21 protein-coding genes and 1 tRNA gene are annotated in these 25,818 nt (G+C 44.5%); 16 read left to right on the forward strand and 6 right to left on the reverse strand.

Features of this window, described 5'->3' with window-relative positions; all coding sequences use genetic code 11:
* The first annotated feature begins 41 nt into the window (after positions 1-41).
* Positions 42-872 carry an arylamine N-acetyltransferase gene (locus tag MHN32_RS08525; RefSeq protein ID WP_239421509.1) on the forward strand — a complete coding sequence of 277 codons (831 nt, stop codon included), beginning with the start codon at positions 42-44 and terminating at the stop codon, positions 870-872.
* Positions 873-920: 48 nt separating this feature from the next.
* Here MHN32_RS08525 and cysQ read toward each other — a convergent pair whose 3' ends face one another.
* Genes cysQ through cysG form a run of 6 tightly spaced genes read right to left on the reverse strand, consistent with a single transcriptional unit; the run spans position 921 to position 7,839 of the window.
* On the reverse strand, positions 921-1,691 hold the full coding sequence (cysQ, locus tag MHN32_RS08530; RefSeq protein ID WP_039494571.1) for a 3'(2'),5'-bisphosphate nucleotidase CysQ: 771 nt from the start codon (positions 1,689-1,691) through the stop codon (positions 921-923).
* 3 nt (positions 1,692-1,694) lie between these two features.
* Positions 1,695-2,291, reverse strand: a complete 597-nt coding sequence (gene cysC / locus MHN32_RS08535) for an adenylyl-sulfate kinase (RefSeq protein ID WP_010607813.1) — start codon at positions 2,289-2,291, stop codon at positions 1,695-1,697.
* 11 nt (positions 2,292-2,302) lie between these two features.
* On the reverse strand, positions 2,303-4,027 hold the full coding sequence (locus MHN32_RS08540) for an SLC13 family permease (RefSeq protein WP_029215936.1): 1,725 nt from the start codon (positions 4,025-4,027) through the stop codon (positions 2,303-2,305).
* A 33-nt stretch (positions 4,028-4,060) separates the two neighbouring features.
* Complete coding sequence (gene cysN, locus MHN32_RS08545) at positions 4,061-5,476, reverse strand: sulfate adenylyltransferase subunit CysN (RefSeq protein ID WP_239421510.1); 1,416 nt, start codon at positions 5,474-5,476, stop codon at positions 4,061-4,063.
* Positions 5,476-6,375 (reverse strand): sulfate adenylyltransferase subunit CysD, encoded by a 900-nt coding sequence (gene cysD / locus MHN32_RS08550; protein ID WP_010376235.1) that lies wholly within the window; start codon positions 6,373-6,375, stop codon positions 5,476-5,478. Before cysD ends, cysN begins: the two co-directional genes overlap by 1 nt.
* A 42-nt stretch (positions 6,376-6,417) precedes the next feature.
* Complete coding sequence (gene cysG / locus MHN32_RS08555; RefSeq protein WP_239421511.1) at positions 6,418-7,839, reverse strand: siroheme synthase CysG; 1,422 nt, start codon at positions 7,837-7,839, stop codon at positions 6,418-6,420.
* 664 nt (positions 7,840-8,503) lie between these two features.
* On the opposite strand from cysG, the gene deoC reads away from it, so the two are divergent.
* The 15 genes from deoC to MHN32_RS08630 all read left to right on the forward strand — a co-directional run.
* Complete coding sequence (gene deoC / locus MHN32_RS08560; RefSeq protein WP_010607817.1) at positions 8,504-9,253, forward strand: deoxyribose-phosphate aldolase; 750 nt, start codon at positions 8,504-8,506, stop codon at positions 9,251-9,253.
* The gene (locus MHN32_RS08565; RefSeq protein WP_010607818.1) at positions 9,237-9,737 is read left to right on the forward strand and encodes a hypothetical protein; all 501 of its coding nucleotides are present in this window, start codon (positions 9,237-9,239) and stop codon (positions 9,735-9,737) included. The genes deoC and MHN32_RS08565 overlap by 17 nt, the downstream gene beginning before the upstream one ends.
* A 96-nt stretch (positions 9,738-9,833) precedes the next feature.
* Positions 9,834-9,910, forward strand: a tRNA-Trp gene (locus MHN32_RS08570).
* 133 nt (positions 9,911-10,043) lie between these two features.
* Complete coding sequence (secE, locus tag MHN32_RS08575) at positions 10,044-10,421, forward strand: preprotein translocase subunit SecE (RefSeq protein WP_010376231.1); 378 nt, start codon at positions 10,044-10,046, stop codon at positions 10,419-10,421.
* Positions 10,422-10,425: 4 nt separating this feature from the next.
* Positions 10,426-10,983, forward strand: a complete 558-nt coding sequence (nusG, locus tag MHN32_RS08580) for a transcription termination/antitermination protein NusG (protein ID WP_010376230.1) — start codon at positions 10,426-10,428, stop codon at positions 10,981-10,983.
* A 167-nt stretch (positions 10,984-11,150) separates the two neighbouring features.
* Positions 11,151-11,579 carry a 50S ribosomal protein L11 gene (rplK, locus tag MHN32_RS08585; RefSeq protein WP_010376229.1) on the forward strand — a complete coding sequence of 143 codons (429 nt, stop codon included), beginning with the start codon at positions 11,151-11,153 and terminating at the stop codon, positions 11,577-11,579.
* Between the two features lie 6 nt (positions 11,580-11,585).
* Complete coding sequence (gene rplA / locus MHN32_RS08590; RefSeq protein ID WP_239421512.1) at positions 11,586-12,290, forward strand: 50S ribosomal protein L1; 705 nt, start codon at positions 11,586-11,588, stop codon at positions 12,288-12,290.
* A 337-nt stretch (positions 12,291-12,627) separates the two neighbouring features.
* Positions 12,628-13,122 (forward strand): 50S ribosomal protein L10, encoded by a 495-nt coding sequence (rplJ, locus tag MHN32_RS08595; RefSeq protein WP_010376227.1) that lies wholly within the window; start codon positions 12,628-12,630, stop codon positions 13,120-13,122.
* A 71-nt stretch (positions 13,123-13,193) separates the two neighbouring features.
* The gene (rplL, locus tag MHN32_RS08600; protein WP_070982798.1) at positions 13,194-13,556 is read left to right on the forward strand and encodes a 50S ribosomal protein L7/L12; all 363 of its coding nucleotides are present in this window, start codon (positions 13,194-13,196) and stop codon (positions 13,554-13,556) included.
* Between the two features lie 350 nt (positions 13,557-13,906).
* Positions 13,907-17,932 (forward strand): DNA-directed RNA polymerase subunit beta, encoded by a 4,026-nt coding sequence (gene rpoB / locus MHN32_RS08605; RefSeq protein WP_102055954.1) that lies wholly within the window; start codon positions 13,907-13,909, stop codon positions 17,930-17,932.
* Positions 17,933-18,041: 109 nt separating this feature from the next.
* A complete protein-coding gene (rpoC, locus tag MHN32_RS08610) occupies positions 18,042-22,223 on the forward strand; it encodes a DNA-directed RNA polymerase subunit beta' (protein ID WP_039494556.1) in 4,182 nt (1,393 codons plus the stop codon).
* Between the two features lie 350 nt (positions 22,224-22,573).
* Positions 22,574-22,948 carry a 30S ribosomal protein S12 gene (rpsL, locus tag MHN32_RS08615; protein WP_010367657.1) on the forward strand — a complete coding sequence of 125 codons (375 nt, stop codon included), beginning with the start codon at positions 22,574-22,576 and terminating at the stop codon, positions 22,946-22,948.
* A 101-nt stretch (positions 22,949-23,049) separates the two neighbouring features.
* Entirely contained in the window at positions 23,050-23,520 is a 471-nt protein-coding gene (rpsG, locus tag MHN32_RS08620; protein ID WP_010376219.1) for a 30S ribosomal protein S7, read from the forward strand.
* A gap of 27 nt (positions 23,521-23,547) precedes the next feature.
* Positions 23,548-25,662 (forward strand): elongation factor G, encoded by a 2,115-nt coding sequence (gene fusA, locus MHN32_RS08625; RefSeq protein ID WP_095729060.1) that lies wholly within the window; start codon positions 23,548-23,550, stop codon positions 25,660-25,662.
* Positions 25,663-25,719: 57 nt separating this feature from the next.
* On the forward strand, positions 25,720-25,818 hold a 99-nt coding region (locus MHN32_RS08630), incomplete at its 3' end, for a GTP-binding protein (protein WP_238322767.1).

The raw sequence follows: 25,818 nt of genomic DNA on the forward strand, positions 1-25,818 counted from the left end.
TTGAGGTTTTAACCTGCCTTCATCAACTTTTGGAGTCAGTCATGGAATTAGAAGCGAATATCAATCAATATCTTAGCAGCTTATCGTTACAGCACTTTGCTGGGATTGAGCTGGTCACCGAGTTACAACAAAAACACCTCTCTCGTTACGCCTTCTCAAGTATTAATGCCATGTATGGTGAGCGTATGTTGCTTGACCCATTACCACTATTTAACCGCTTAGTGATCAACAAACAAGGAGGCTACTGCTTTGAGCATAACAAGGTGGCATTTTTAGCGTTGCAACAGCTTGGGTTTACGGTAAGGCCGGTTCTTGCGAGAGTAATGCTAAATGGTAACCTCTCCAATCCTCGTTCTCATCGGATGACATTGTTAAATTTGGACGGCGAGCAGTATTTGGTTGATGTGGGGTTTGGAGTGAAGTCTCCTCGTGTACCGATTAACATCAATCAGGCCTTAACTATCCAAGGTCGGCAGACTTATCAGGTACAAAAAACAGCAGACACAGTTAAAGTTACTTTGTTAGAGGAAGGAGAAGCACCGCTCACTTTATATCATGTCGACCTTGCTGAAGTGTTCGAATCCGATTGTGAAGTGGCACACTTTTATTCCCATCAACATCCTGAAGCGGCGTTTGTGAATAACTTAGTGGTTTCTCGAATTACAGATTGCCATCGTTATTTACTGCGTAATCAGAGTTATTTTGAATGGCATGAATGTGATGGCAGTGTTACTGAAACTGCAGTTGAGAGCTTTGCTCAGCTGGAGCAGTTGGTAAAAGAGACATTTTTGCTTGAAACGCCAAGAGCAGTTTTAAAAAGCGTATACGATAAAGTCCTAACTCGCGCCGCAAATAAACCAGTCGAACGTTAATTCGACTGGTTTTATGTGAATTAGTTTACGGTATTATCACCTTCTAGCTTAGTCTTCCAACCTAGAAACCACAAAATAGGGGTTAAGATACTCGGCTTTTTGATTATAGCGCAGAGGCTCGCCATTCACTTGGCTGACCTTTGCCCCTGCGATACTCGCCACCGCGTGTCCGGCCCCGGTATCCCACTCTGAAGTTGGGCCAAGACGAGGGTAAACATCGGCTTTACTTTCTGCCACTAAGCATAACTTAAGTGAACTGCCTTTAGGCACCATGTCGACTTGCTCGAAGCGGGTAAGGTACTCAGCTAAATCTGGTGAAGGATGTGAGCGCGAGCCAACTACTTTGATTAAACCTTGATTGGGCTTGGTGGTGACTTTGAGCTCTATGCGAGCTTCACCCGTTTGCTTGAACGCGCCAATACTTTTTTCTGCAAGGTAGCTTTCATTAAGTGCTGGAGCATGAACAACACCAAGAATGGGTTCACCGTTATTGATAAGTGCAATATTTACCGTAAATTCGCCATTTTTCTTGATGAATTCCTTGGTGCCATCAATGGGGTCAACCAGCCAATACTCTTGCCATTGTTGGCGTTCTTGCCAATCTATACCCGCGCTTTCCTCGCTTAATATCGGCATTTCGGGAGTTAGAGTCTTTAGGCCTGCAACAATAATTTGATGTGCAGCGAGATCTGCCTCAGTGACGGGACTTTCATCTTCTTTATATTCAACATTAAAGTCCTTGGCATAAATCTCCATAATCGCTTCACCAGCGCGAATACTTAGATTTAATACTTCTTCCAGCAGATCCGTATGATTCATGACTTACCCTATTAAATTTTTTGACAGTAGATAGTGTATTAGCTGCTGGACAGATTCTTCCAGCGACTGCTCGGAAGTATTTAAACATATTTCTGGACTGATTGGGGGCTCATACGCCGAATCAATGCCAGTAAAGTGTTTTATTTCTCCAGCACGCGCTTTTTTATACAAACCTTTAGGGTCTCGTTGCTCGCAAACTGCAAGCGGCGTATCTAGGTATACTTCAATAAACTCGCCGCTTGCGACTAAGTTACGCACCATATCTCGTTCTGCTTGAAAAGGAGAGATAAAAGCGGTGAGTACCATTAGTCCCGCATCGACCATGAGTTTGCTGAGTTCACCCACTCGACGAATGTTTTCGACTCGGTCTTCATCGCTGAACCCTAAGTCTTTACACAGTCCATGCCTGACATTATCTCCATCAAGGAGGTAGGTATGTATGCCTTTTGCTTGCAGTGCATGCTCAAGAGCATTGGCCACGGTGCTTTTACCTGAGCCTGAAAAGCCTGTAAACCAAAGCACGCAAGGCTTATGACCTTTTAATTCGCTACGTTTTGTTTTATCTACGGCATAGTTATGCCAAACAATATTTTCGTCCATACTTTGCTCTATTAAAATGGAAAGACAAATGGAATAACAGTCAGTACCGTCGCTGAATAAATCAACGACAAGGGCAGTCCCATGGTGACGTAATCACGAATTCGATAGTTGCCTGCGCTATACACCATGAGGTTAGTTTGATAGCCAAAAGGTGAGATAAAGCTCGCGGATGCGCCAAAGGCTACCGCCATTACAAATGGCAATGGACTTACATCAAAGCCACTTGCCAGCGCATAAGCTACTGGGAATGAAAGTGCAGCCGCGGCATTGTTAGTGATGAGTTCGGTAAATATCACAGTCATCACAAAAATGGCGATAAATGCACCGTAAGGACCAAAATCCCCTAACAACCACAATAAGCTCGAAGAAATCTCGGCTGCCAGCCCGGTTTCAATCATTAACTTCGCCAGTCCTATCGCACTGCCAACAATAGCGACAAGCTCAATAGGAAAACGGCGTTTCATCTCTGGGACTTTAATTGTACCGAGCACCACAAGGGCAGCGAGTAACACGATTAACCCTTTTACCAGCGGTACAACTCCAAAGATGCTAAGGCCAACCACTGTCGCAAAACTCGCAAGTACGGTGTTGGACTTATTGCGAGATAGATGTGTTTGTAAATCTAGGCCCGAGATATACACAAATTCGCGTTTGAGATTGGGGAGTGCATAAAAATCGCTGCTTGGTGCTAGTATTAAAGAGTCACCCGCTTGTAATTCGACCTGACCGATTCCACCTTGTAGGCGATCATGACCACGACGTATCGCAATAATAGCAGCATGAAACTGCTCTCTAAAGCGGATCTCTTTAATGGTTTTTCCAAGAAAGCGTGAAGACTGACTGACGACCACTTCCACCAAGTGCTCAACGTCTTTCTCGTGTTTATCATGGACTATCTTTAATCCATCGAAACGCTGTAACAGTGGCACTGAGTTGATGTCGCCCACAAATAGCAGAACATCACCAGCAAGAATTTCTTGTTGTGGCGTAACGGCGCAGATCCGTCGTTCACCACGAATGATTTCAGCAAGAAATAAGTCTTTGAGGTCGCGCAGGCCGTTTTCTTCAACCGTGCGGCCAACTAGCTTGGAGCTTGGCTCAACTTTCCCTTCTAAATAAAACGGCACGACCTCATCATTATTTTTGCCGTTGTCGGGCAAATATTTGAGCATAATCGTGATGGTCAATAAACCAACACTCAGGACGGCAAGACCAACTAAGGTAAAGTCAAAAAAGCCCAGCGGTGCCATCCCTGCTTCTACGGCAAAGCCATTAACAATAAGGTTGGTAGAAGTACCTATTAGCGTTAACGTACCACCTAAAATAGCGGTATAAGAAAGCGGTAATAGCAGCTTAGAAGGCGCGTGTGTTTTGCTCTCTTTAACGGTGGTGATCAGCGAAGCAACCACCGCAGTGTTATTGGTAAAAGAAGACAAAAAGGCGGTGGATAAACCCAGTTTAATCACCGCTTTTGCGAGACTACCTTGTGCCATTGAGTGGGCGAGTTTTTTGACTAAGGTTGTTTTTTCAATCGCAATAGAAACTAGGATAAGTAGCACAAGCGTGATTAAAGACGGGTTCGCATAATTCACCAACATCGATTCAAGATCGATGAGGCCAGTCAAATAACTAGTGGCGATTGCGCCTGTGAATAGCCATGCAGCGTTAATGCGTGTGGCAAAAAGACACACGACTAACGCTAGCATAATGCCTGTTAAAATGACTTGTTCCATAATGACGTCATACCTCGTCTAACAGGCTAAATTGCATTATTTTAGCTTCGAAATATCAAGCGCTTGCCAATGAGGGAAGTGCTTGCGAACTAATGCATTAAACTCAATCTCAAATTCACTAAACTGACTTGAGGACGTTGCTGTTGCGGCTTGAAGCGTTTCCACCATACCTGCACCTATGGTTAGGTTAGATAGGCGATCAATTAAGATAAACGAGCCGGTTTCACGATTATTTAAATACTCATCCGCAACGACATTTTCTGTCAGCTCGATGGTTACGATAGCAATTTCATTTAATGACAATGAATCGGCTTGGCCGTGCTCAAGTGTATTCACATCGATAGTGTGCTCGATATTTTTCACGATTGCCGCGGTTTTCTTGCTACCCAATTTAAGGTTATAACTTTTACCCAATTGTAGTGGTGTTTCGTGCATCCATACCAGCTTAGCAGTGATCTGATTCGTCACCTGAGCAGTGGACTCAGCAGGCACAATCACATCACCACGACTCACATCGACTTCGTCTGCTAATGTGATAGTGAATGCTTGTCCAGTTTCCACTTGAGTTAGATTGCCATCAAAAGTCACGAGTTCTTTAATGGTTGAAGTCTTACCTGATGGCAATACTTTAACCGCTTGGCCAATGCTTAAGCTACCAGAGGTTAATGTGCCTTGGAAACCACGAAAGTCTAGATTAGGACGCACAACATATTGCACCGGGAAGCGCGCTTCAAAACCATGATTAGGCTCTGCCGCAGGAGAGTCTTCCAGCAGTTCCAGCAATGGTTTGTCTTGATAATAAGGCGTTTTGTCTGAGCGATTTACAACATTGTCGCCTTTAAGTGCTGACATTGGCACAAAGCGAATATCTCGTACGTTCAGTTGTTCAGCAAATTTCAAATAGTCGGCCTTTATGCGCTCAAATACGGCCTCATCAAAATCAACAATATCCATCTTGTTTATCGCGACAACGAACTGTTTGATACCCAGTGAATCACAAATAAAGCTATGGCGTTTAGTCTGAACTTGGACACCATAACGGGCATCGACAAGAATAATGGCCAAATCACTGGTCGAAGCACCCGTAACCATATTACGGGTGTACTGCTCGTGTCCTGGCGTATCGGCAATAATAAATTTACGCTTCGCAGTTGAGAAATAGCGGTAAGCCACATCAATGGTAATACCTTGCTCACGCTCTGCTTGTAAGCCATCAACAAGTAACGCTAAATCTAGATCTTCACCCGCATTGCCGACTTTTTCATTGTCTTTGTGTAGCGCAGCTAATTGGTCTTCATAGATTTGATGGCTATCGTGCAGCAAACGGCCGATCAGCGTTGATTTACCGTCATCTACGCTGCCGCAGGTCATCATGCGCAACAAACTCTTGTCTTGCTGACGTGCTAAGTAGGTTTCAATGCCTAATTCTTTCACTTCATTTGCTGTTGACATTAGAAATACCCCTCGCGCTTTTTCTTCTCCATTGACCCTGACGAATCGTGATCAATCACTCGCCCTTCACGTTCTGACGACGTAGATAACAACATTTCTTCGATAATTCCGGTAAGTGTATCGGCTTCTGATTCAACAGCCCCCGTTAGTGGGTAACAGCCTAGCGTTCTGAAGCGTACTGATTTCATTTCAGGCACTTCACCTTCTGCAAGTGGCATACGGTCATCATCGACCATAATTAACGTTCCGTTACGCTCGACAACCGGTCTTGGCTTAGATAGGTAAAGTGGCACTATCTCAATACCTTCTTGGTAGATATATTGCCAAATATCGAGCTCTGTCCAGTTTGATAATGGGAAAACTCGAATGCTTTCGCCAGGGTTCACTTGGCCGTTATACGTATTCCATAACTCCGGACGTTGGTTTTTAGGATCCCAGCGATGGTGTTTATCTCTAAATGAGTAAACTCGTTCTTTTGCGCGAGATTTTTCTTCATCACGGCGCGCACCACCAAAAGCCGCATCAAAGCCATATTGATCTAGCGCTTGCTTAAGGCCTTGTGTTTTCATGATATCGGTATGCTTAGATGAACCATGAACAAATGGACTTATATTCATCTCTAGCCCTTCTGGGTTTTTGTGCACAAGCAGTTCAAATCCATACTCTTTTGCTAATCTATCGCGAAACTCGATCATTTCTCTAAATTTCCAATTGGTATCAACGTGGAGTAGAGGAAAAGGGATCTTCGCAGGGTAGAAAGCCTTACGAGCAAGATGAAGCAGTACCGACGAGTCTTTACCAATCGAGTACAGCATTACTGGGTTTTCAAACTCTGCGGCAACCTCTCGGATGATCTTTATGCTCTCAGCTTCGAGTTGCTGGAGATGGGTTAAAGCCATGATTAATGTCCTACTTATAAATTTAACTATCTGTTACGGTTATTACGCGACTTGCGTAATGGGTTGAGCAAAGCTACTGATTTGATTGTTCTTATTAAACCAAGCTAATTGCTCATGTAATGCTGCTACTTCACCAATAATCAATAGTGCTGGCGACTGAATATCATGCGCAGTAATAGTCTGTGCAAGTTGATCTAATTGTGTTCTTACTACACGCTGAGATTTACGCGTGCCATTCTCAACAATTGCTACAGGTGTATTCGGCGAGCGGCCATAAGCGAGTAATTGTGCCTGAATGTGTGGAGATTTTATCACTCCCATGTATACGGCAAGCGTTTGATTCGCCTTAGCTAAGCCTTCCCAGTCGAGTTCTTGTCCATCTTGCTTGCAATGCCCAGTCACAAATTGAATAGCTTGAGCATGATCTCTATGAGTTAATGGAATACCAGCGTATGCGCTACATCCTGCAGCAGCAGTAATGCCCGGAACAATTTGATATTTAACGCTATTTTCGGCCAACACTTGCACTTCTTCGCCACCGCGACCATAAATAAATGGGTCGCCGCCTTTTATCCTACAAACCTTTTTACCTTGTTTGGCTAAATCAACCAAAATCTCATTGGTGTGTTCTTGTTTAACACTATGATTACCGGCTTTTTTGCCCACGCAGATTAAATCAGCGTCACGACGTACAAGATCCATTATTTCGTCAGATACCAGATAATCATACACTACCACATCGGCTTGTTGCATTAGTTGTAATGCCTTAAGCGTCAGTAGCTCAGGGTCGCCAGGACCCGCACCGACGACATAAACTTCGCCTTCAGGGGAGGGAGTGCTTTCTAGCATGGCTTCAAGTTGAATTTGTGCATTTTCATTGTTACCAGCTTGTACTTCACTTACCACATTTGAATCAAAGACAGATTCCCAAAACTGACGGCGGTCAGCAAAGTGTTTAAAGTGCGCTTTCACTTTATGTCTGAATTGACCGACAAGTGTTGCCAGCGGACCTATATGCTGTGGAATAAGGGTTTCTAACTTCTCTCGTAATCGTCTTGCAAGGACGGGCGCAGTTCCAGCACTGGATATGGCAATCGTTATAGGGTTTCTATCCACGATTGAAGGAAAAATAAAATTACACTTTGGTTGGTCGTCGACTACGTTAACGAAAAGGTTACGGGCTTCAGCAAGCTCTGCTACCTCTGCATTTACGGCCTCAATATCCGTTGCCGCAACGACTAACATGGCATTATCTAGGTCTGATGCATCAAATGGCTTATGTCGAAGTGCAACGCTTGCATCCGCTGCTAGTGATAAAAGCTCAGTGCAAAACTCAGGTGAAACCAAAGTGACTGCTGCATTGGCTTTTAAAAAGGCGCGGCACTTTCTCAGCGCAACCTCACCACCACCTACAATCAATACAGGTTTATTTTCTAGTTTGGTAAAAATTGGCAAGTATTGCACGATAACCTCTGCTAAACATCACGACGGTTGATATCAATATTGATTGATATCAGTAATAGAGCGCAGCATATAGAGTTGCAAATGTGGGAAAAAATAATTTAAACCGACTCCATATAACCAAAAGTTATAAAAAAACCAGTTAAATGTAATTTTCTTTTTATTTCATGTGGTTAACTTAAGTTTCCGCTGTGATTTGACGATTATAGTGTTTGGTTATGAGATATTCATTTAATGAACAATAGTAAAAACCGCGTCCGACAGCTAATTGTATGCGGACATTTGTCCTATTGCTGGTCCTGCTGTATGCATTTAACTAGGGTCTGTTGACCTTTGCTGTTTGATTTTTGTTCTTCTGAGAGGGTTTTGGTCGCGGCGCTCAATTTGCCGCCTAGTAATCTAGGCAAAAGTTGAGCAACAATGAACAAAGCGCACTCAGGTGAACCCAAAGGGCAGCGCTTGATTGGCATTTCTTCTGTGTTGCCCCACAAGGATGTGGGGTAAGGTGACTTTGCAGGAGCACAAAGTCTTTATCGCCTAACTCACATAGAGCAACTATGCTACGCAGGCTCTGCCTTGTATAAATACCAATCAAGTTGCTGCAAAAACAAACTTGAAAGATGAACAGGCCCTAGGCTTATTACATAGAATGAAAAGGAACACGGTAATGACTTTACAATCTGATGCTCGGTTGTCGCTGAGTTTAATGGATTTGACCTCTTTGAAAGAGGACGATACGCCGGCAAGTATTCTCGCGTTATTGAATAGCATTAACCCTGATATTGGACTACCAGCGGCTATTTGTGTGTATCCGCAGTTTGTGACGTTAGTAAAAGAAGAGTTGGAAAAGCGAGAGTGGTCGCAGATAAAAGTAGCAACGGTGACCAACTTCCCCTCTGGAGAGCAAAAACTCCAGCAGGTCGTTGCACAAACTCATTCAGCAATCGCAGATGGTGCAGACGAAATTGATCTCGTGCTTCCTTATCAGCAGCTGATGGCGGGTGACCCAGATACACCTTGGCAATATGTGCATTCAAGCAAGCTTGCTTGCCAAGGTAAAGCAAAGCTCAAGGTAATCATCGAAAGTGGCGTATTGGCTAAGCCAAAGCTCATTGCGGAAGCCGCGCAGCTTGCCATAATGGCGGGCGCGGACTTTGTTAAAACAAGTACAGGAAAGGTTGCTGTCAATGCTACACCAGAAGCGGCAGAAGTTATCCTTAAGACAATCAAAAGCAGCGGTAAATCGGTTGGATTTAAAGCGGCCGGTGGAGTAAAGTCAGTAGTAGAAGCGCAGCGATATTTACGATTGGCTGAAGAAATTATGGGGGCCGAGTGGCTCAATGCCAATAATTTTAGATTTGGTGCTTCAAGCCTATTGAGTGATGTAGCAGTGGTTGTGAATGGACAGAGCGAGTGAAGCAGAAAAAATAAAACTTGAGCATGACGCGGCTAAACTGTTTTTACGCAGTTATGAAAAGCAGTTTGCAGTGCATATGCGCCATATTTGGCACAATGAGCCAAATAAACCAGACGTCAGTTGTTATCAAGGAAAAACACAGCTTGATATAGAAATAGCCCATTTTTATGCCAGTGAGAATGAAGCGATGGCTGTGCTTGGGCGTCCGCTGTCTCTCTCCACGCAAAGAGAGCTGGCAGCAATGAGCCAAGCCGCTGACTCCGATCAACTGAGTATCGGTTTACAGCGGTTGCTCAATCAAAAAGCCAAAAAATACTATGATTCACAACGCGTTTGGTTGTTAATTCGAAATGCTAGCCCCATTTATCATCTTGACGATTTTAAGCGCTTAAAAGCCACTTGGGAGATCCCTGATTGTCACCCATTTGAGCAAGTTTGGGTGCTTTGTGATTTTTATCACGGAGATTTATTGCGTCTTTTCTGAAGACCTCGCAAAACCAAGTTTAGATTAAATGTTACTTTGCATATCTTTTACACTTGTTTTCGTTTGCTTCGTCAGTATAATGGGCATCCACTTTGCAGGGGCGTAGTTCCAATTGGTAGAACAGCGGTCTCCAAAACCGATGGTTGCGGGTTCGAGTCCTGCCGCCCCTGCCAATTCAGCAACAAGTCCACATTTAAAATAACGTGACCCAAAACCACTTAAGTCGCTTATTTGTAAATTTGGATTGAATGGATTTACCCTGTTCTATGCAGGGTTGTTGTGTCTGTATTTAAGGTAAAATTGATTATGAGCACTAATGTTGAAAACTCGTCAAGCTCGATGGACACGGTAAAGTGGCTAGCTGCTATTGCACTTCTAACTGGTGCCGTAGTTGGTAATTATCTATATGCCGATTTATCTGTTTTAGTACGCGCTGTTGGCGTGGTTGCAGCTATCGCTGCGGCCTTGGGCATTTTGGTAACGACTGAAAAAGGCCGTACCTTTATCGCTTTTGCTAAAGAATCACGTATTGAAGTACGTAAAGTTATCTGGCCAACGCGTCAGGAAGCGACTCACACTACTTTCATCGTGATCATTGCAACGGTGATTATGGCATTAATCCTATGGGGATTAGATGGTATACTTTTCCGTGCAGTAGGCTTTTTAACTGGATTGGAGATCTGATCCCATGTCGGATGAGAACAAAGAAAAGAAATTACGTTGGTACGTGATCCAAGCGTTTTCGGGTTTTGAAAAACGCGTAGCACAAACCATTATCGAGCATATTAAAATCGAAGGGTTAGAAGACCTATTCGGTGAGATCCTTGTGCCGACTGAAGAAGTGGTTGAAATGCGTGCAGGTCAGAAACGTAAATCTGAGCGTAAATTCTTCCCTGGCTATGTATTAGTTCAAATGGTAATGGACGATGCGTCTTGGCACTTGGTGAATAGTACACCGCGTGTAATGGGCTTTGTTGGTGGTACGTCAGACCGTCCTGCACCAATCAGTCAAAAAGAAGCGGATCGTATTCTTAACCGTCTGCAAGAAAATGCTGAAGCACCGAAACCTGCTACTTTATTTGAGCCGGGTGAAGTGGTTCGTGTTACAGATGGTCCATTTGCTGACTTCAACGGTGTGGTTGAAGAAGTGGATTACGAAAAGAGTCGCCTGAAAGTTTCGGTACTTATTTTCGGTCGTTCAACGCCTGTAGACCTAGAATTTGGTCAGGTTGAGAAAGACAAATAAATTCTAACTTGAAAAAGTTGTCAAAGGCCGCTGATTAATCTATAATCAGCGGCCTTTTTGTTGTACGCAAAAATATGCGGCAAAAAGACTGAATTTTTTAACTGGGAAGCCGTTTGAGTACGCGTCCTCGCGCGCACGAGGCAAAGACCCACAATTGAGGTATTATCATGGCTAAGAAAGTTGAAGCTCTAATCAAGCTACAAGTTGCTGCTGGTATGGCTAACCCTAGTCCTCCAGTAGGTCCTGCACTAGGTCAACACGGTGTAAACATCATGGAATTCTGTAAAGCGTTCAACGCACGTACAGAGTCTATCGAAAAAGGCGCACCTGTTCCTGTTGTTATTTCTGTTTACAGTGACCGTTCTTTCACTTTTGAAATGAAGACTCCACCTGCGGCTTACCTTCTTAAGAAGGCTGCTGGTATCAAGTCTGGTTCTGGTCGTCCTAACACTGAAAAAGTTGGTACAGTTACTCGTGCTCAACTTGAAGAGATCGTTGAGACGAAACGTCCAGATCTTACTGCTGCTGATATGGACGCAGCTGTACGCACGATTGCAGGTTCTGCACGTGCAATGGGCTTGAACGTAGAGGAGTAATTGAGAATGGCTAAATTAACTAAGCGTATGCGTACTATTCGCGAGAAAGTGGATGCGACTAAAGAGTACGAAATCAACGAAGCTGTTGCTCTTCTAAAAGAACTTGCTACTGCTAAGTTCGTTGAAAGTGTTGACGTTGCTGTAAACCTAGGTATTGATGCTCGTAAATCTGACCAAAACGTACGTGGTGCAACTGTACTACCTCACGGTACTGGTCGTGATGTACGCGTAGCGGTATTCACTCAAGGTGCAAATGCTGACGCTGCTAAAGAAGCTGGTGCTGATTTAGTAGGTATGGAAGACCTTGCAGAGCAAGTTAAGAAAGGCGAAATGAACTTTGACGTTGTTGTTGCTTCTCCAGATGCAATGCGCGTTGTTGGTCAGCTAGGTCAAATCCTAGGTCCACGTGGTCTTATGCCTAACCCTAAGACAGGTACTGTAACGCCTAACGTTGCAGAAGCTGTTAAGAACGCTAAAGCTGGTCAGGTTCGTTACCGTAACGATAAGAACGGTATCATCCACACTACTATCGGTAAAGTAGACTTTGACGCTAACCAACTTCAAGAAAACCTTGAAGCGCTAATCATCGCGCTTAAGAAGGCTAAGCCTTCTACTGCAAAAGGTACTTTCGTGAAGAAAGTAAGCATCTCTACTACGATGGGTGCTGGTGTTGCTTTAGACCAAGCTACTCTAAATACTCAAGTAGTATAATTTAGAGTTTAGCGTTTACATGGCGTAAAAATTAGACTATAATTTTGCGCCATTTTGTAGAGAAGTGTGCTTCTTTACAAAGCAAAGAATTCGGGTTGAAGCGTATAATTTCGAAAATTGTTTCCATCATGGTCTACAATGAATCGATAAATTGCGCTTCCGTCCAAGACCGTAGGTGGCTTCGGCCTTAATCGTCCTACGTAGACGGTGTGAATCCCAGCTAGATTTTCCTAATCTTCTGGCTCTCGCCGTAAAAAGCATCTCTGCTAAAGTTTTTAGCAGGGTAGAGTAGAACTGAAAAACATGTTTGTTTTTCTATAAACCAGGAGTAACACCCATGGCTTTAAATCTTCAAGACAAAAAAGCAATTGTTGCTGAAGTCAACGAAGCTGCCAAAGGTGCTCTTTCAGCAGTTGTTGCTGATTCTCGTGGTGTAACAGTAGGTGCAATCACTGCTCTTCGTAAAGAAGCTCGTGAAGCTGGTGTATGGATGAAAGTTGTTCGTAACACCCTAGCTAGACGTGCGGTTGAAGGCACTGATTACGAATGCCTAAATGAATCACTAGTTGGTCCAAGCCTAATCGCTTTCTCTTCAGAGCACCCTGGTGCTGCTGCGCGTATCTTTGCAGATTTCGCGAAAAAGAACGAAGCATTTGAGCTTAAAACTGCTGCATTCGAAGGCAAAATCGTTGACGTAGATATGCTTGCTAAGCTACCTACTTACGACGAAGCTGTTGCACGCTTAATGAGCGCTATGAAAGAAGCGTCTGCTGGCAAATTGTGTAAAACAATTGAAGCGGTACGTGTACAGAAAGCTGAGCAAGCTGCTTAATTTAAGCAACGCTCCTTTCTTTAATAAATTTTTTGAACCGCATGGGTTCGTAAATAATTAGGAAATTTGAAATGTCTGTAACTAAAGACCAAATCCTTGACGCTATTGCTGAAATGTCAGTAATGGAAGTTGTTGAACTAGTAGAAGCTATGGAAGAGAAGTTCGGTGTAACTGCAGCTGCTGCTGTTGTTGCTGCTGGTCCTGCTGAAGCTGCTGAAGAAAAGACTGAGTTCGACGTAATCCTAGCTGCTGCTGGCGGTAACAAAGTTGCTGCAATCAAAGCGGTACGTGGCGCAACAGGTCTAGGCCTTAAAGAAGCTAAAGCGCTAGTTGAGTCTGCTCCTGCACCTATCAAAGAAGGTGTATCTAAGGAAGAAGCTGAAGCGCTTAAGAAAGATCTTGAAGAAGCTGGTGCTGAAGTTGAGATCAAGTAATCTAGCTCCCGCTAGGTTCGCTGCCTGAGAAATCAGGCAAGGGCTGGTGATTATTTAATCACCGGCCCTTTTGCGCTATAGAGATATGCATTTCTATCGTGCATAAATCTTCGAATTTCACTGTAATTTTCAATAACTTAGAAGTTTTTGTTGAAAATCGCAATGGCATTTGAAGTAACACTGATTTGATGGCATTAACGATTTGAATATAGCCTGAATTGTGCTCATTTAAGCCGTTAGTTAAGCAAGTTAGTGTGACAATTTAGATGTTGTTATCATGGCTTAGATGCCAGTGAAGTCTGTTCAATTTTGGACAGGTTGGGTCAAAGATCAGCAAGCTGAGGAACCCCATGGCTTACTCTTATTCTGAAAAGAAACGTATCCGTAAGGATTTTGGTAAACGTCCACAGGTTTTGGACATACCTTTCCTACTGCAAATGCAGTTGGAATCGTTCGATAAGTTCATTGCGCCTGATGCCGATGGCGATACTGGATTGGAAGCTGCTTTCCGTTCTGTATTCCCTATCAAGAGCTACTCGGGCAACTCTGAACTTCAATACGTCAGTTATCGTATTGGCGAGCCAGTATTTGACGTTAAAGAATGTCAAATTCGCGGTGTGACATATTCTGCTCCACTTCGCGTTAAACTACGTCTTGTGCTAATGGACAAAGATGCACCTGGCACAGTCAAAGACATAAAAGAGCAAGAAGTTTACATGGGCGAAATCCCGCTCATGACAGACACCGGTACTTTTGTAATCAATGGTACTGAGCGTGTTATCGTTTCTCAGCTACACCGTTCACCTGGTGTATTCTTTGATAACGACCGTGGTAAATCACACTCATCTGGTAAAGTGTTATATAACGCACGTGTGATCCCTTACCGTGGTTCATGGCTTGACTTTGAATTCGACGTTAAAGATAACCTTTACGTTCGTATTGACCGTCGCCGTAAACTACCAGCATCTATCATCTTACGTGCGCTAGAGTTCACTTCAGACGAAATCTTGGCACTATTTTTTGAAACGACAAGTTTCGAAGTAAAAGATGGCAAAGTGTTGATGGAACTTGTGCCTTCACGCCTACGTGGTGAAACCGCTGCATTTGATATTAAAGATGCAAACGGTGACGTATTGGTTGAAAAAGGCCGTCGTATTACTGCACGCCACATTAAGAGCATCGAAAAGCAAGGCATCGACACTCTTGAAGTACCGCATGAGTACATCATCGGTCGTGTTGTTGCTAAAAACTATATCGACGAATCAACAGGCGAAGTGATTGCAGAAGCGAACTCTGAACTATCACTAGAGCTTATGGCTGAATTGGTGAAGGCAGGTCACTCAAAGATCGATACGCTTTACATCAACGAAGTAGACAGCGGTGCGTACATGTCAGAGACATTACGTGTTGATTCTACTAACAATCGCCTAGAAGCATTGGTAGAAATCTATCGCATGATGCGCCCTGGTGAGCCACCAACAAAAGAAGCTGCAGAAGCGTTATTTGATAACCTATTCTTCTCTGAAGAGCGCTACGACCTTTCAACCGTTGGTCGTATGAAGTTCAATAGCCGTGTTGGTTATGATTCAGACGAAGGTGACGGTACGCTATCTAAAGAAGATATCGTGAGCGTGATGAAGGTATTGATCGACATCCGTAACGGTAAAGGCGATGTTGATGATATCGACCACTTAGGTAACCGTCGTATCCGTTCTGTAGGTGAAATGGCTGAAAACCAATTCCGTGTAGGTCTTGTACGTGTTGAGCGTGCGGTACGTGAGCGTCTAAGTCTTGGTGACCTAGATAACGTTATGCCACAGGATTTGATCAACGCTAAGCCAATCTCTGCAGCAGTAAAAGAATTCTTTGGTTCTTCACAGCTTTCACAGTTTATGGACCAGAACAACCCGCTTTCAGAAGTAACGCACAAGCGTCGTATTTCTGCATTAGGTCCGGGTGGTCTAACTCGTGAGCGTGCTGGCTTCGAAGTACGTGACGTACACGTAACGCACTACGGTCGTGTTTGTCCTATCGAAACGCCTGAAGGTCCAAACATCGGTCTAATCAACTCGCTATCTACTTACGCGCGTACAAACGACTATGGTTTCTTAGAGACTCCATACCGCAAAGTAGTAGACGGTATCGTTACTGACGATGTTGATTACCTATCAGCAATTGAAGAAGGTCAGTTCGTTATCGCACAGGCGAATACAACGCTAACCGATGACAACCAATTTGCTGAAGAATTGATTCCATGTCGTTTTAAAGGTGAATCAACCTTTATGCCAAGCGACAGCATCCAGTATATGGACGTATCTCCACAGCAGGTAATCTCTGTGGCTGCAGCGCTTATCCCATTCCTAGAACACGATGACGCGAACCGCGCATTGATGGGATCGAACATGCAACGTCAAGCTGTACCTACACTACGTGCTGATAAGCCGCTAGTTGGTACTGGTATTGAGCGTACACTAGCGAAAGACTCTGGTGTAACAATCGTTGCTAAGCGTGGCGGTATCGTTAAGTATGCTGATGCAAGCCGTATTGTTGTTAACGTTAATGAAGATGAGCGCATCCAAGGTGAAGCGGGCATCGACATCTATAACTTAACTAAGTACACACGTTCAAACCAAAACACTTGTATCAACCAGAAACCAACTTGTATGGTTGGTGAGCCGGTGGTACGTGGTGACGTGCTTGCTGATGGTCCTTCAACAGACCTAGGTGATTTAGCACTTGGTCAGAACCTACGTGTAGCGTTCATGCCTTGGAATGGTTACAACTTCGAGGATTCAATCCTACTTTCAGAGAATGTTGTAAAAGAAGATCGTCTAACGACTATCCACATTCAAGAGCTTCAGTGTATTGCTCGTGATACTAAGCTTGGTCCAGAAGAAATCACTGCGGATATTCCAAACGTAGGTGAATCTGCACTAGGTAAGCTTGACGAATCAGGCGTTGTATATATCGGTGCTGAAGTGAAAGGCGGCGACATCCTTGTAGGTAAAGTAACGCCTAAAGGTGAAACGCAGCTAACACCTGAAGAAAAGCTACTACGCGCTATCTTCGGTGAAAAAGCGTCTGACGTTAAAGACAGCTCACTACGTGTACCAAACTCTGTATCTGGTACGGTTATCGACGTACAAGTGTTTACGCGTGACGGTGTTGAAAAAGACAAACGTGCACTAGAAGTTGAAGATATGCAGCTTCGCGAAGCGAAGAAAGACTTCAACGAAGAGTTCAGAATCCTTGAAGGCGGTATCCTGACTCACGCTCGTAACCTACTGATTAAATCAGGTATGAGTGAAGAGCAGCTTGCTGGCTTTAACACTGAGAAGCTACTAACGCAAAGTCTTGCTGATGAAGAGCACCAAGCAGAGCTTGAGCAACTAGCTGCACAGTATGACGAGCTTAAAGCTGACTACGATAAGCGTTTCGAGAACAAGCGTCGTAAGATCACTCAAGGTGATGACCTAGCGCCTGGCGTACTTAAGATTGTTAAAGTATACCTAGCTGTTAAACGTCGTATCCAACCTGGTGATAAGATGGCGGGTCGTCACGGTAACAAGGGTGTAATCTCAACTATCGTTCCTGTTGAAGACATGCCTTACGATGATAAAGGTCGTACTGTAGATATCGTACTTAACCCGCTGGGTGTACCATCTCGTATGAACATCGGTCAGATCCTAGAAACTCACATGGGTCTAGCTGCTCGTGGTATCGGTGAACGTCTTGAAGAAATGATGAAAGAGCAACGTGAAATTCACGAGCTACGCGAATTCATCAAAAAAGCTTACGAAATCGGTGACTGCCGTCAGAAAGTAGATATTGCTAACTTCTCTGATGATGAAATCCGTCGCTTGGCAGATAACCTTAAAGGTGGTCTTCCAATCGCAACACCAGCATTTGATGGTGCACGTGAAGCTGAAATCAAAGACATGCTAGAGCTTGGTGGTTATCCAAGAAGTGGTCAGGTAACGTTATATGATGGTCGTACTGGTGATGCATTTGAGCGTCAAGTAACAGTAGGCTACATGTACATGCTGAAACTGAACCACCTTGTTGATGACAAGATGCACGCGCGTTCAACAGGTTCTTACAGCCTAGTTACTCAGCAGCCGCTGGGTGGTAAGGCACAGTTCGGTGGTCAGCGTTTCGGTGAGATGGAGGTATGGGCACTAGAAGCATACGGTGCTGCCTACACGCTACAAGAAATGTTGACAGTGAAGTCGGATGACGTTAACGGTCGTACTAAGATGTATAAGAACATCGTAGACGGTAACCACAAGATGGAACCGGGTATGCCTGAGTCGTTCAACGTACTGTTGAAAGAAATCCGCTCGCTAGGTATCAACATCGAGTTGGAAGAAATTTAATCCGACCGCCGCAGTGCGCTGCGGCGTTGCATAACTGCAACCGGACTGAAAAGAATGTAGGGGTGAGCGTGGCTTGCCCTCAAGATTAACCTCCGACAGGAGAGCTAAGGTGAAAGACTTACTTAAGTTTCTGAAGCAACAAAATAAGACCGAAGAATTCGATGCAATTCGCATTGGTCTTGCTTCGCCAGACATGGTGCGTTCATGGTCTTACGGTGAAGTAAAGAAACCTGAGACAATCAACTACCGTACTTTCAAGCCTGAGCGTGATGGCTTATTCTGTGCCCGTATCTTCGGCCCAGTAAAAGATTACGAGTGTTTGTGTGGTAAATACAAGCGCTTGAAGCACCGTGGTGTTATCTGTGAAAAGTGTGGCGTTGAAGTAACGCTAACAAAAGTACGTCGTGACCGTATGGGTCACATCGAGCTGGCTAGCCCAGTTGCGCATATTTGGTTCTTGAAATCACTTCCGTCACGTATCGGCCTAATGCTAGATATGACGCTTCGTGATATCGAGCGCGTACTTTATTTCGAATCATTCGTGGTAACTGAGCCAGGTATGACTACGCTTGAGCGCGGTCAACTACTAGGTGAAGAAGAATACCTAGATGCACTTGAAGAGCACGGTGATGAGTTTGAAGCGAAGATGGGTGCAGAAGCTGTACTTGATCTACTTCGTGACCTAGACCTTGGTCAGTTAATCGCTGAAATGCGTGAAGAGTTGCCAACAATCAACTCTGAAACTAAGCGTAAGAAAATCACTAAGCGTCTTAAACTAATGGAAGCGTTCCACCAATCAGGTAACAACCCTGAGTGGATGGTAATGAGCGTGCTACCGGTTCTTCCACCAGATCTACGTCCTCTAGTACCACTAGACGGCGGTCGTTTTGCGACTTCAGATCTGAACGACCTTTACCGTCGTGTGATCAACCGTAACAACCGTTTGAAGCGTCTTCTAGACCTAGCTGCACCAGACATCATCGTACGTAACGAAAAGCGTATGCTTCAAGAAGCGGTTGATGCGCTACTTGATAATGGTCGTCGTGGCCGTGCAATTACGGGTTCTAACAAGCGTCCACTGAAGTCGCTTGCTGACATGATCAAAGGTAAGCAAGGTCGTTTCCGTCAAAACCTTCTAGGTAAGCGTGTTGACTACTCAGGCCGTTCTGTTATCACCGTTGGTCCTACGCTGAAACTACATCAGTGTGGTCTACCTAAGAAGATGGCACTTGAGCTATTCAAGCCATTTATCTACGGTAAACTAGAGCGCCGTGGTATGGCGACAACCATCAAAGCTGCGAAGAAGATGGTTGAGCGTGAAGTACCAGAAGTTTGGGACGTACTAGACGAAGTTATCCGTGAGCACCCGGTTTTACTTAACCGTGCGCCAACACTTCACCGTCTAGGTATCCAAGCATTCGAACCTGTACTTATCGAAGGTAAAGCGATTCACCTGCACCCGCTAGTGTGTGCGGCGTATAACGCTGACTTCGATGGTGACCAAATGGCTGTTCACGTACCACTGACGCTTGAAGCGCAGTTGGAAGCGCGTGCATTGATGATGTCTACCAACAACATCCTAGCACCAGCTAACGGTGAACCAATCATCGTTCCCTCACAGGACGTTGTACTAGGTCTTTACTACATGACTCGCGATCGTATCAACGGTAAAGGTGAAGGCACTGTATTTAAAGATGCTAAAGAAGCAGAAAAAGCATACCGTGTAGGTGCAGCTGAGCTTCACGCTCGTGTTAAAGTGCGTATCACAGAAGTGACTATCGACGAAGAAACACGTGAGCGCGGCACGTTAACTCACCTAGTAGATACGACAGTAGGTCGTGCAATCCTTTCATTGAATATCCCTGAAGGCTTGCCGTTTGAACTGATCAACAAACCACTAGGTAAGAAACAAATTTCTGGTCTTCTTAACGAGTGTTACCGTCGTCTAGGCCTTAAAGATACTGTTATCTTTGCTGACCAAGTGATGTATACCGGTTTCCACTACGCGATGAAATCAGGTGTTTCTATCGGTATCAATGACATGGTAATCCCACCAACTAAAGGTGAGATCATCGATCGTGCGGAAGCTGAAGTTGCAGAAATCAACCAACAGTTCCAATCAGGTCTTGTAACTGCCGGTGAGAAATACAACAAAGTTATCGATATCTGGTCACGTGTAAACGAAAACCTTTCTCGCGAGATGATGGCTAACCTTTCAAAAGAAACGGTCATCAACGCTGAAGGCAACGAAGAAGAGCAACCGTCATTTAACTCAGTGTTTATGATGGCAGACTCTGGCGCTCGTGGTAGTGCTGCTCAGATCCGTCAGCTAGCGGGTATGCGTGGTCTAATGGCACGTCCAGATGGTTCAATCATCGAAACGCCAATTACAGCGAACTTCCGTGAAGGTCTAAACGTACTACAGTACTTTATCTCGACGCACGGTGCGCGTAAGGGTCTAGCGGATACGGCACTTAAGACAGCGAACTCGGGTTACCTAACTCGTCGTCTAGTAGACGTAGCACAAGATTTGGTTATCAATGAATCAGACTGTGGTACCGAAGAAGGTCTAGTAATGAAGCCGCTAATTGAAGGTGGTGACGTTGTAGAGCCGCTTCGTGAGCGTGTACTAGGTCGTGTTGTTGCTGAAGACGTGGTTAAGCCTGGTACAACAGAAGTACTGGTTGAACGTAACGTAATGATTGACGAAAAACTGTGTGACCTTCTAGAAGAGCACTCAGTAGACGAAGTTAAAGTACGTTCTGTAATCACCTGTCAAAACGACTTTGGTGTGTGTGCACACTGTTATGGTCGTGACTTGGCACGTGGCCACATCATCAACCCTGGTGAAGCAGTTGGTGTAATCGCGGCACAGTCAATCGGTGAGCCGGGTACACAGCTTACGATGCGTACATTCCACATCGGTGGTGCGGCATCACGAGCTTCTGCAGAGAACAGTGTTCAAGTTAAGAACAATGGTAATCTGAAACTTCACAATGCTAAGTTTGTAATCAATGCTGATGGCAAAATCGTTATCACGTCTCGTTCAACTGAGATCACGATAATCGATGAGCACGGTCGTGAGAAAGAGCGTTATAAAGTTCCTTACGGTGCAGTATTAACTGTACAAGATGGTGCTGACGTTAAAGGTAACGATATCGTTGCTACTTGGGACCCGCATAGTCACCCAATCATCATTGAACATGAGTCAAAAGTATCGTTCAGCGATATTGATGATTCAAACACTGAAGCACAGACTGATGAATTAACTGGTCTAACACGTGTGGTTGTTAAGGATCTTGCGAAAGTAAACGCGAAAGAGCCTAAACTAATCATTGAGAACGAAGAACGTGGTCTTCAAGAGATCCGTCTACCTTCATTCACAACGATTGAAATCACAGATGGTGCAACAGTACTACCTGGTTCGGTACTGGCTCGTATTCCACAAGAAGGTTCGAAGACTCGTGACATCACGGGTGGTCTACCTCGAGTTGCTGACCTATTCGAAGCGCGTAAGCCAAAAGATCCTGCAATTCTTGCAGAAATCACAGGTACCGTTAGCTTCGGTAAAGAGACCAAAGGTAAGAAACGTCTTGTAATCACACCGGAAGAGGGTGATGCATACGAAGAGATGATCCCGAAATGGCGTCAGCTTAACGTGTTCGAAGGTGAGCAAGTGGCTAAAGGTGAAGTAATCGCCGATGGTCCAGAGTCTCCGCACGACATCCTACGTCTACGTGGTGTTACTGATGTATCTAACTACATCACTAACGAAGTACAAGAAGTATACCGCCTACAGGGTGTAAAGATTAACGATAAGCACATTGAGACTATCGTTCGTCAGATGCTTCGTAAGTGTATCATCCTTGATGGTGGTGACAGTGAGTTCCTAGTAGGCGAGCAAGCTGAAGTTGCACGTGTAAACATCGCTAACCGTGAACTAGAAATGCAAGGTAAGATCCCAGCTAAGTTTGAAATCCAACTAATGGGTATTACTAAAGCGTCACTTGCGACTGAATCGTTTATTTCTGCGGCATCGTTCCAGGAAACAACACGTGTTCTAACCGAAGCTGCGGTTAACGGTAAGAGCGATGAGCTACGTGGTTTGAAAGAAAACGTAATCGTGGGTCGTTTGATCCCTGCGGGTACAGGTTTCGCATACCATGAAGAGCGCATCAACCGTCGTAAGCAAGGTGAAGCAGCTGTTGAAGAGCAAACAGTAAGTGCTGAAGAGGCAACTCAAGCGCTAACAGACGCACTAAACGCTGATTTACTAGGTGGCAACGAGTAATACTCGCCATTTAGCTAATTAATTGAAAAACCGCTGTGTGAATGCAGCGGTTTTTTTATGCCTTTTCAACTCGCTGGTCGAATTGCCATCAAAGCGTCACATCAATATGTATACTGCAACAAAGGTTTTTCAATGCAATCGTCAACTTTTGTTAACTTTCAATAGCTTCGCAGACAAAACCATCCGAATTGCATGCATTTACTTAGCGCTGATGACGACTTTTGGTTGACAGGTTAAACTTTGGTCATTAAAATTCGGCCACCCATTTTAGTCGTTCAAGAAAATTGGATTTGACCTAAATGGTAAGATTTTATTTTTCAGTAGTAATTTATTAATTCAGGAGCTATTTAATGGCAACTATTAACCAGCTAGTGCGTAAGCCACGTCGTAGCAAGGTTACAAAGAGCAACTCAGCTGCTCTTAAAGCTTGTCCACAAAAGCGTGGTGTATGTACTCGTGTATATACAACAACACCTAAGAAACCAAACTCTGCATTACGTAAAGTAGCGCGTGTACGTTTAACTAACGGTTTCGAAGTAACTTCATACATTGGTGGTGAAGGTCACAACCTACAAGAGCACAGTGTAATCCTAATCCGTGGTGGTCGTGTTAAAGACTTACCAGGTGTGCGTTTCCACACTGTTCGTGGTGCACTTGACTGTGCAGGCGTAAACGACCGTAGACAGGCTCGTTCTAAGTACGGTGCAAAACGTCCTAAGGGCTAATGGTTCTCCGTTAGTAAGGCCAAGCACTTAAGTTTTAAATTTTTATATATTGTTTTGGGAATCCGTGTTTAGCACGGACCTGAAGATACCGGAGAAAGAAAATGCCTAGAAGACGCGTAATAGGTCAACGTAAAATTCTTCCAGATCCGAAGTTCGGATCAGAGCTTCTTGCTAAATTCGTTAACGTAGTAATGCTTGACGGCAAGAAATCTACTGCTGAAAAAATCGTATATGGTGCGCTAGACGTGGCTGCTGAAAAATCAGGCAAGTCGCACCTAGAAATCTTTGAATCTGCACTTGATAACGTTCGCCCACAGGTAGAGGTTAAATCTCGCCGTGTTGGTGGTTCAACGTACCAAGTACCAGTTGAAGTACGTCCAGTGCGTCGTAACGCACTAGGTATGCGTTGGTTGGTTGAAGCTGCACGTAAGCGTGGCGAAAAATCAATGGGTCTTCGTCTTGCTCAAGAGATGATCGACGCTGCTGAAAACAAAGGCACTGCGGTTAAGAAACGTGAAGACGTTCACCGTATGGCTGAAGCGAACAAAGCATTCGCTCACTACCGTTGGTAATCTGCTAACACCCTTTAAGAGGATATTATGGCACGGACAACTCCGATTGAGCGCTACCGTAACATTGGTATATGTGCTCACGTAGATGCGGGTAAAACAACTACGACCGAGCGCGTACTTTTCTATACTGGTCTTTCTCATAAGATTGGTGAGGTACACGACGGTGCTGCAACTATGGACTGGATGGAGCAGGAGCAAGAGCGTGGTATCACGATCACTTCTGCTGCAACGACGTGTTTCTGGAAAGGGATGGATGCTCAGTTTGATGAGCATCGTGTAAACATCATCGATACTCCAGGACACGTAGATTTTACTATCGAAGTAGAGCGATCATTGCGCGTACTTGATGGTGCTGTTGTTGTGTTATGTGCTTCATCAGGTGTGCAACCGCAAACTGAGACCGTTTGGCGTCAGGCAAACAAATACGAAGTACCACGTATGATTTTCGTCAATAAGATGGATCGTACGGGGGCTAATTTCTTGTCTGTTGTTGAACAAGTTAAAAAACGTCTCGGTGCTACACCTGTGCCTATTCAGCTACCAATTGGTGCTGAAGATGAATTTAAAGGTGTTATTGACCTTATCAAGATGAAAGCGATTAACTGGAATGAAGAAGACCAGGGAATGACTTTCAACTATGAAGAGGTCCCTGCAGATCTTCTTGAGCTTGCTGAAGAATGGCGTTCTCATCTAATTGAGAGCGCTGCAGAAGCTTCTGAAGAGCTAATGGAAAAATATCTTGAAGATGGTGAGTTGAGCGAAGAAGAGATTAAATCAGCCCTTCGCCAACGCACATTGGCCAATGAAATTGTGCCAATGACGACAGGTAGTGCATTCAAGAACAAAGGTGTTCAGGCTGTGCTTGACGCTGTGATTGAATTCATGCCTTCGCCTACTGAAGTAAAAGCTATCCAAGGTGTCTTAGAAGACGAAACCGAAGATACGCGTGAAGCTGACGATAATGCACCGTTTGCGGCGCTTGCATTTAAGATCGCAACCGATCCATTCGTTGGTACACTTACTTTCTTCCGAGTTTACTCTGGTAAAGTTAGCCAAGGTGATTCGGTACTAAATCCTGTTAAAGGTAAAAAAGAGCGTTTTGGACGTATTGTTCAAATGCACTCAAACTCGCGTGAAGAGATTAAAGAAGTTCATGCGGGTGACATCGCGGCTGCTATCGGCCTAAAAGATGTAACTACTGGTGATACACTTTGTGCTCAAGAAGCGCCAATTACGTTAGAGCGTATGGAGTTTCCTGAGCCTGTAATCTCGGTCGCAGTAGAACCTAAAACAGTAGCTGACCAAGAAAAAATGGGCGTTGCGCTTGGTAAACTTGCAGCAGAAGATCCTTCATTCCGTGTAGAAACGGACGAAGAATCGGGTCAGACGATTATCTCTGGTATGGGTGAACTTCACTTAGATATCATTGTCGATCGGATGAAGCGTGAGTTTAACGTTGTGTGTAACGTTGGTAAGCCTCAGGTTGCATACCGCGAAACTATCCGAGCTTCTGTTGAAGCTGAAGGTAAGTTTGTGCGCCAATCTGGTGGTCGTGGTCAATATGGTCACGTTTGGTTGAAGCTAGAACCAATGGATGTCTCTGATGATGATGCGCCAATATACGAATTCGTTAACGAAATCGTAGGTGGTACAGTACCAAAAGAGTATATCCCAGCGGTTGATAAAGGTATTCAAGAGCAGATGAAGCAAGGTGTTCTTGCCGGTTATCCGCTATTGGGTGTTAAAGCTACTCTGTTTGATGGCTCGTTCCACGATGTTGACTCAAACGAGATGGCGTTTAAGATCGCAGGTTCGATGGGCTTTAGAAAGGGCGCGCTTGAAGCAAGTCCGGTTCTACTTGAGCCTGTCATGAAAGTAGAAGTAATCACCCCTGAAGAAAACATGGGTGATGTAGTAGGCGACTTAAACCGTCGTCGTGGCATAATTGAAGGCATGGAAGAAGCATTTGGTGGCTCGAAGCAAATTAATGCTCAGGTACCGCTTTCTGAAATGTTTGGTTATGCAACAGACTTACGCTCCGCTACACAAGGGCGCGCATCATACTCTATGGAATTCCTAAAGTATGCTGAAGCGGCTAAAAACGTAGCTGATGCAATAATTGCAGCTCGCGCTGTTAAGTAATTTTAGTTCGGTCCGGTCTTAGGGCTGGACTTTAATTTCTTTATAGGAAATTTGAAAATGGCAAAAGAAAAGTTTGAACGCGTAAAACCGCACGTAAACGTAGGTACAATCGGCCACGTTGACCACGGTAAAACAACTCTAACTGCAGCAATCACT

Source organism: Pseudoalteromonas sp. Of11M-6 (assembly GCF_022347905.1).
Classification (GTDB): Bacteria; Pseudomonadota; Gammaproteobacteria; order Enterobacterales; family Alteromonadaceae; genus Pseudoalteromonas.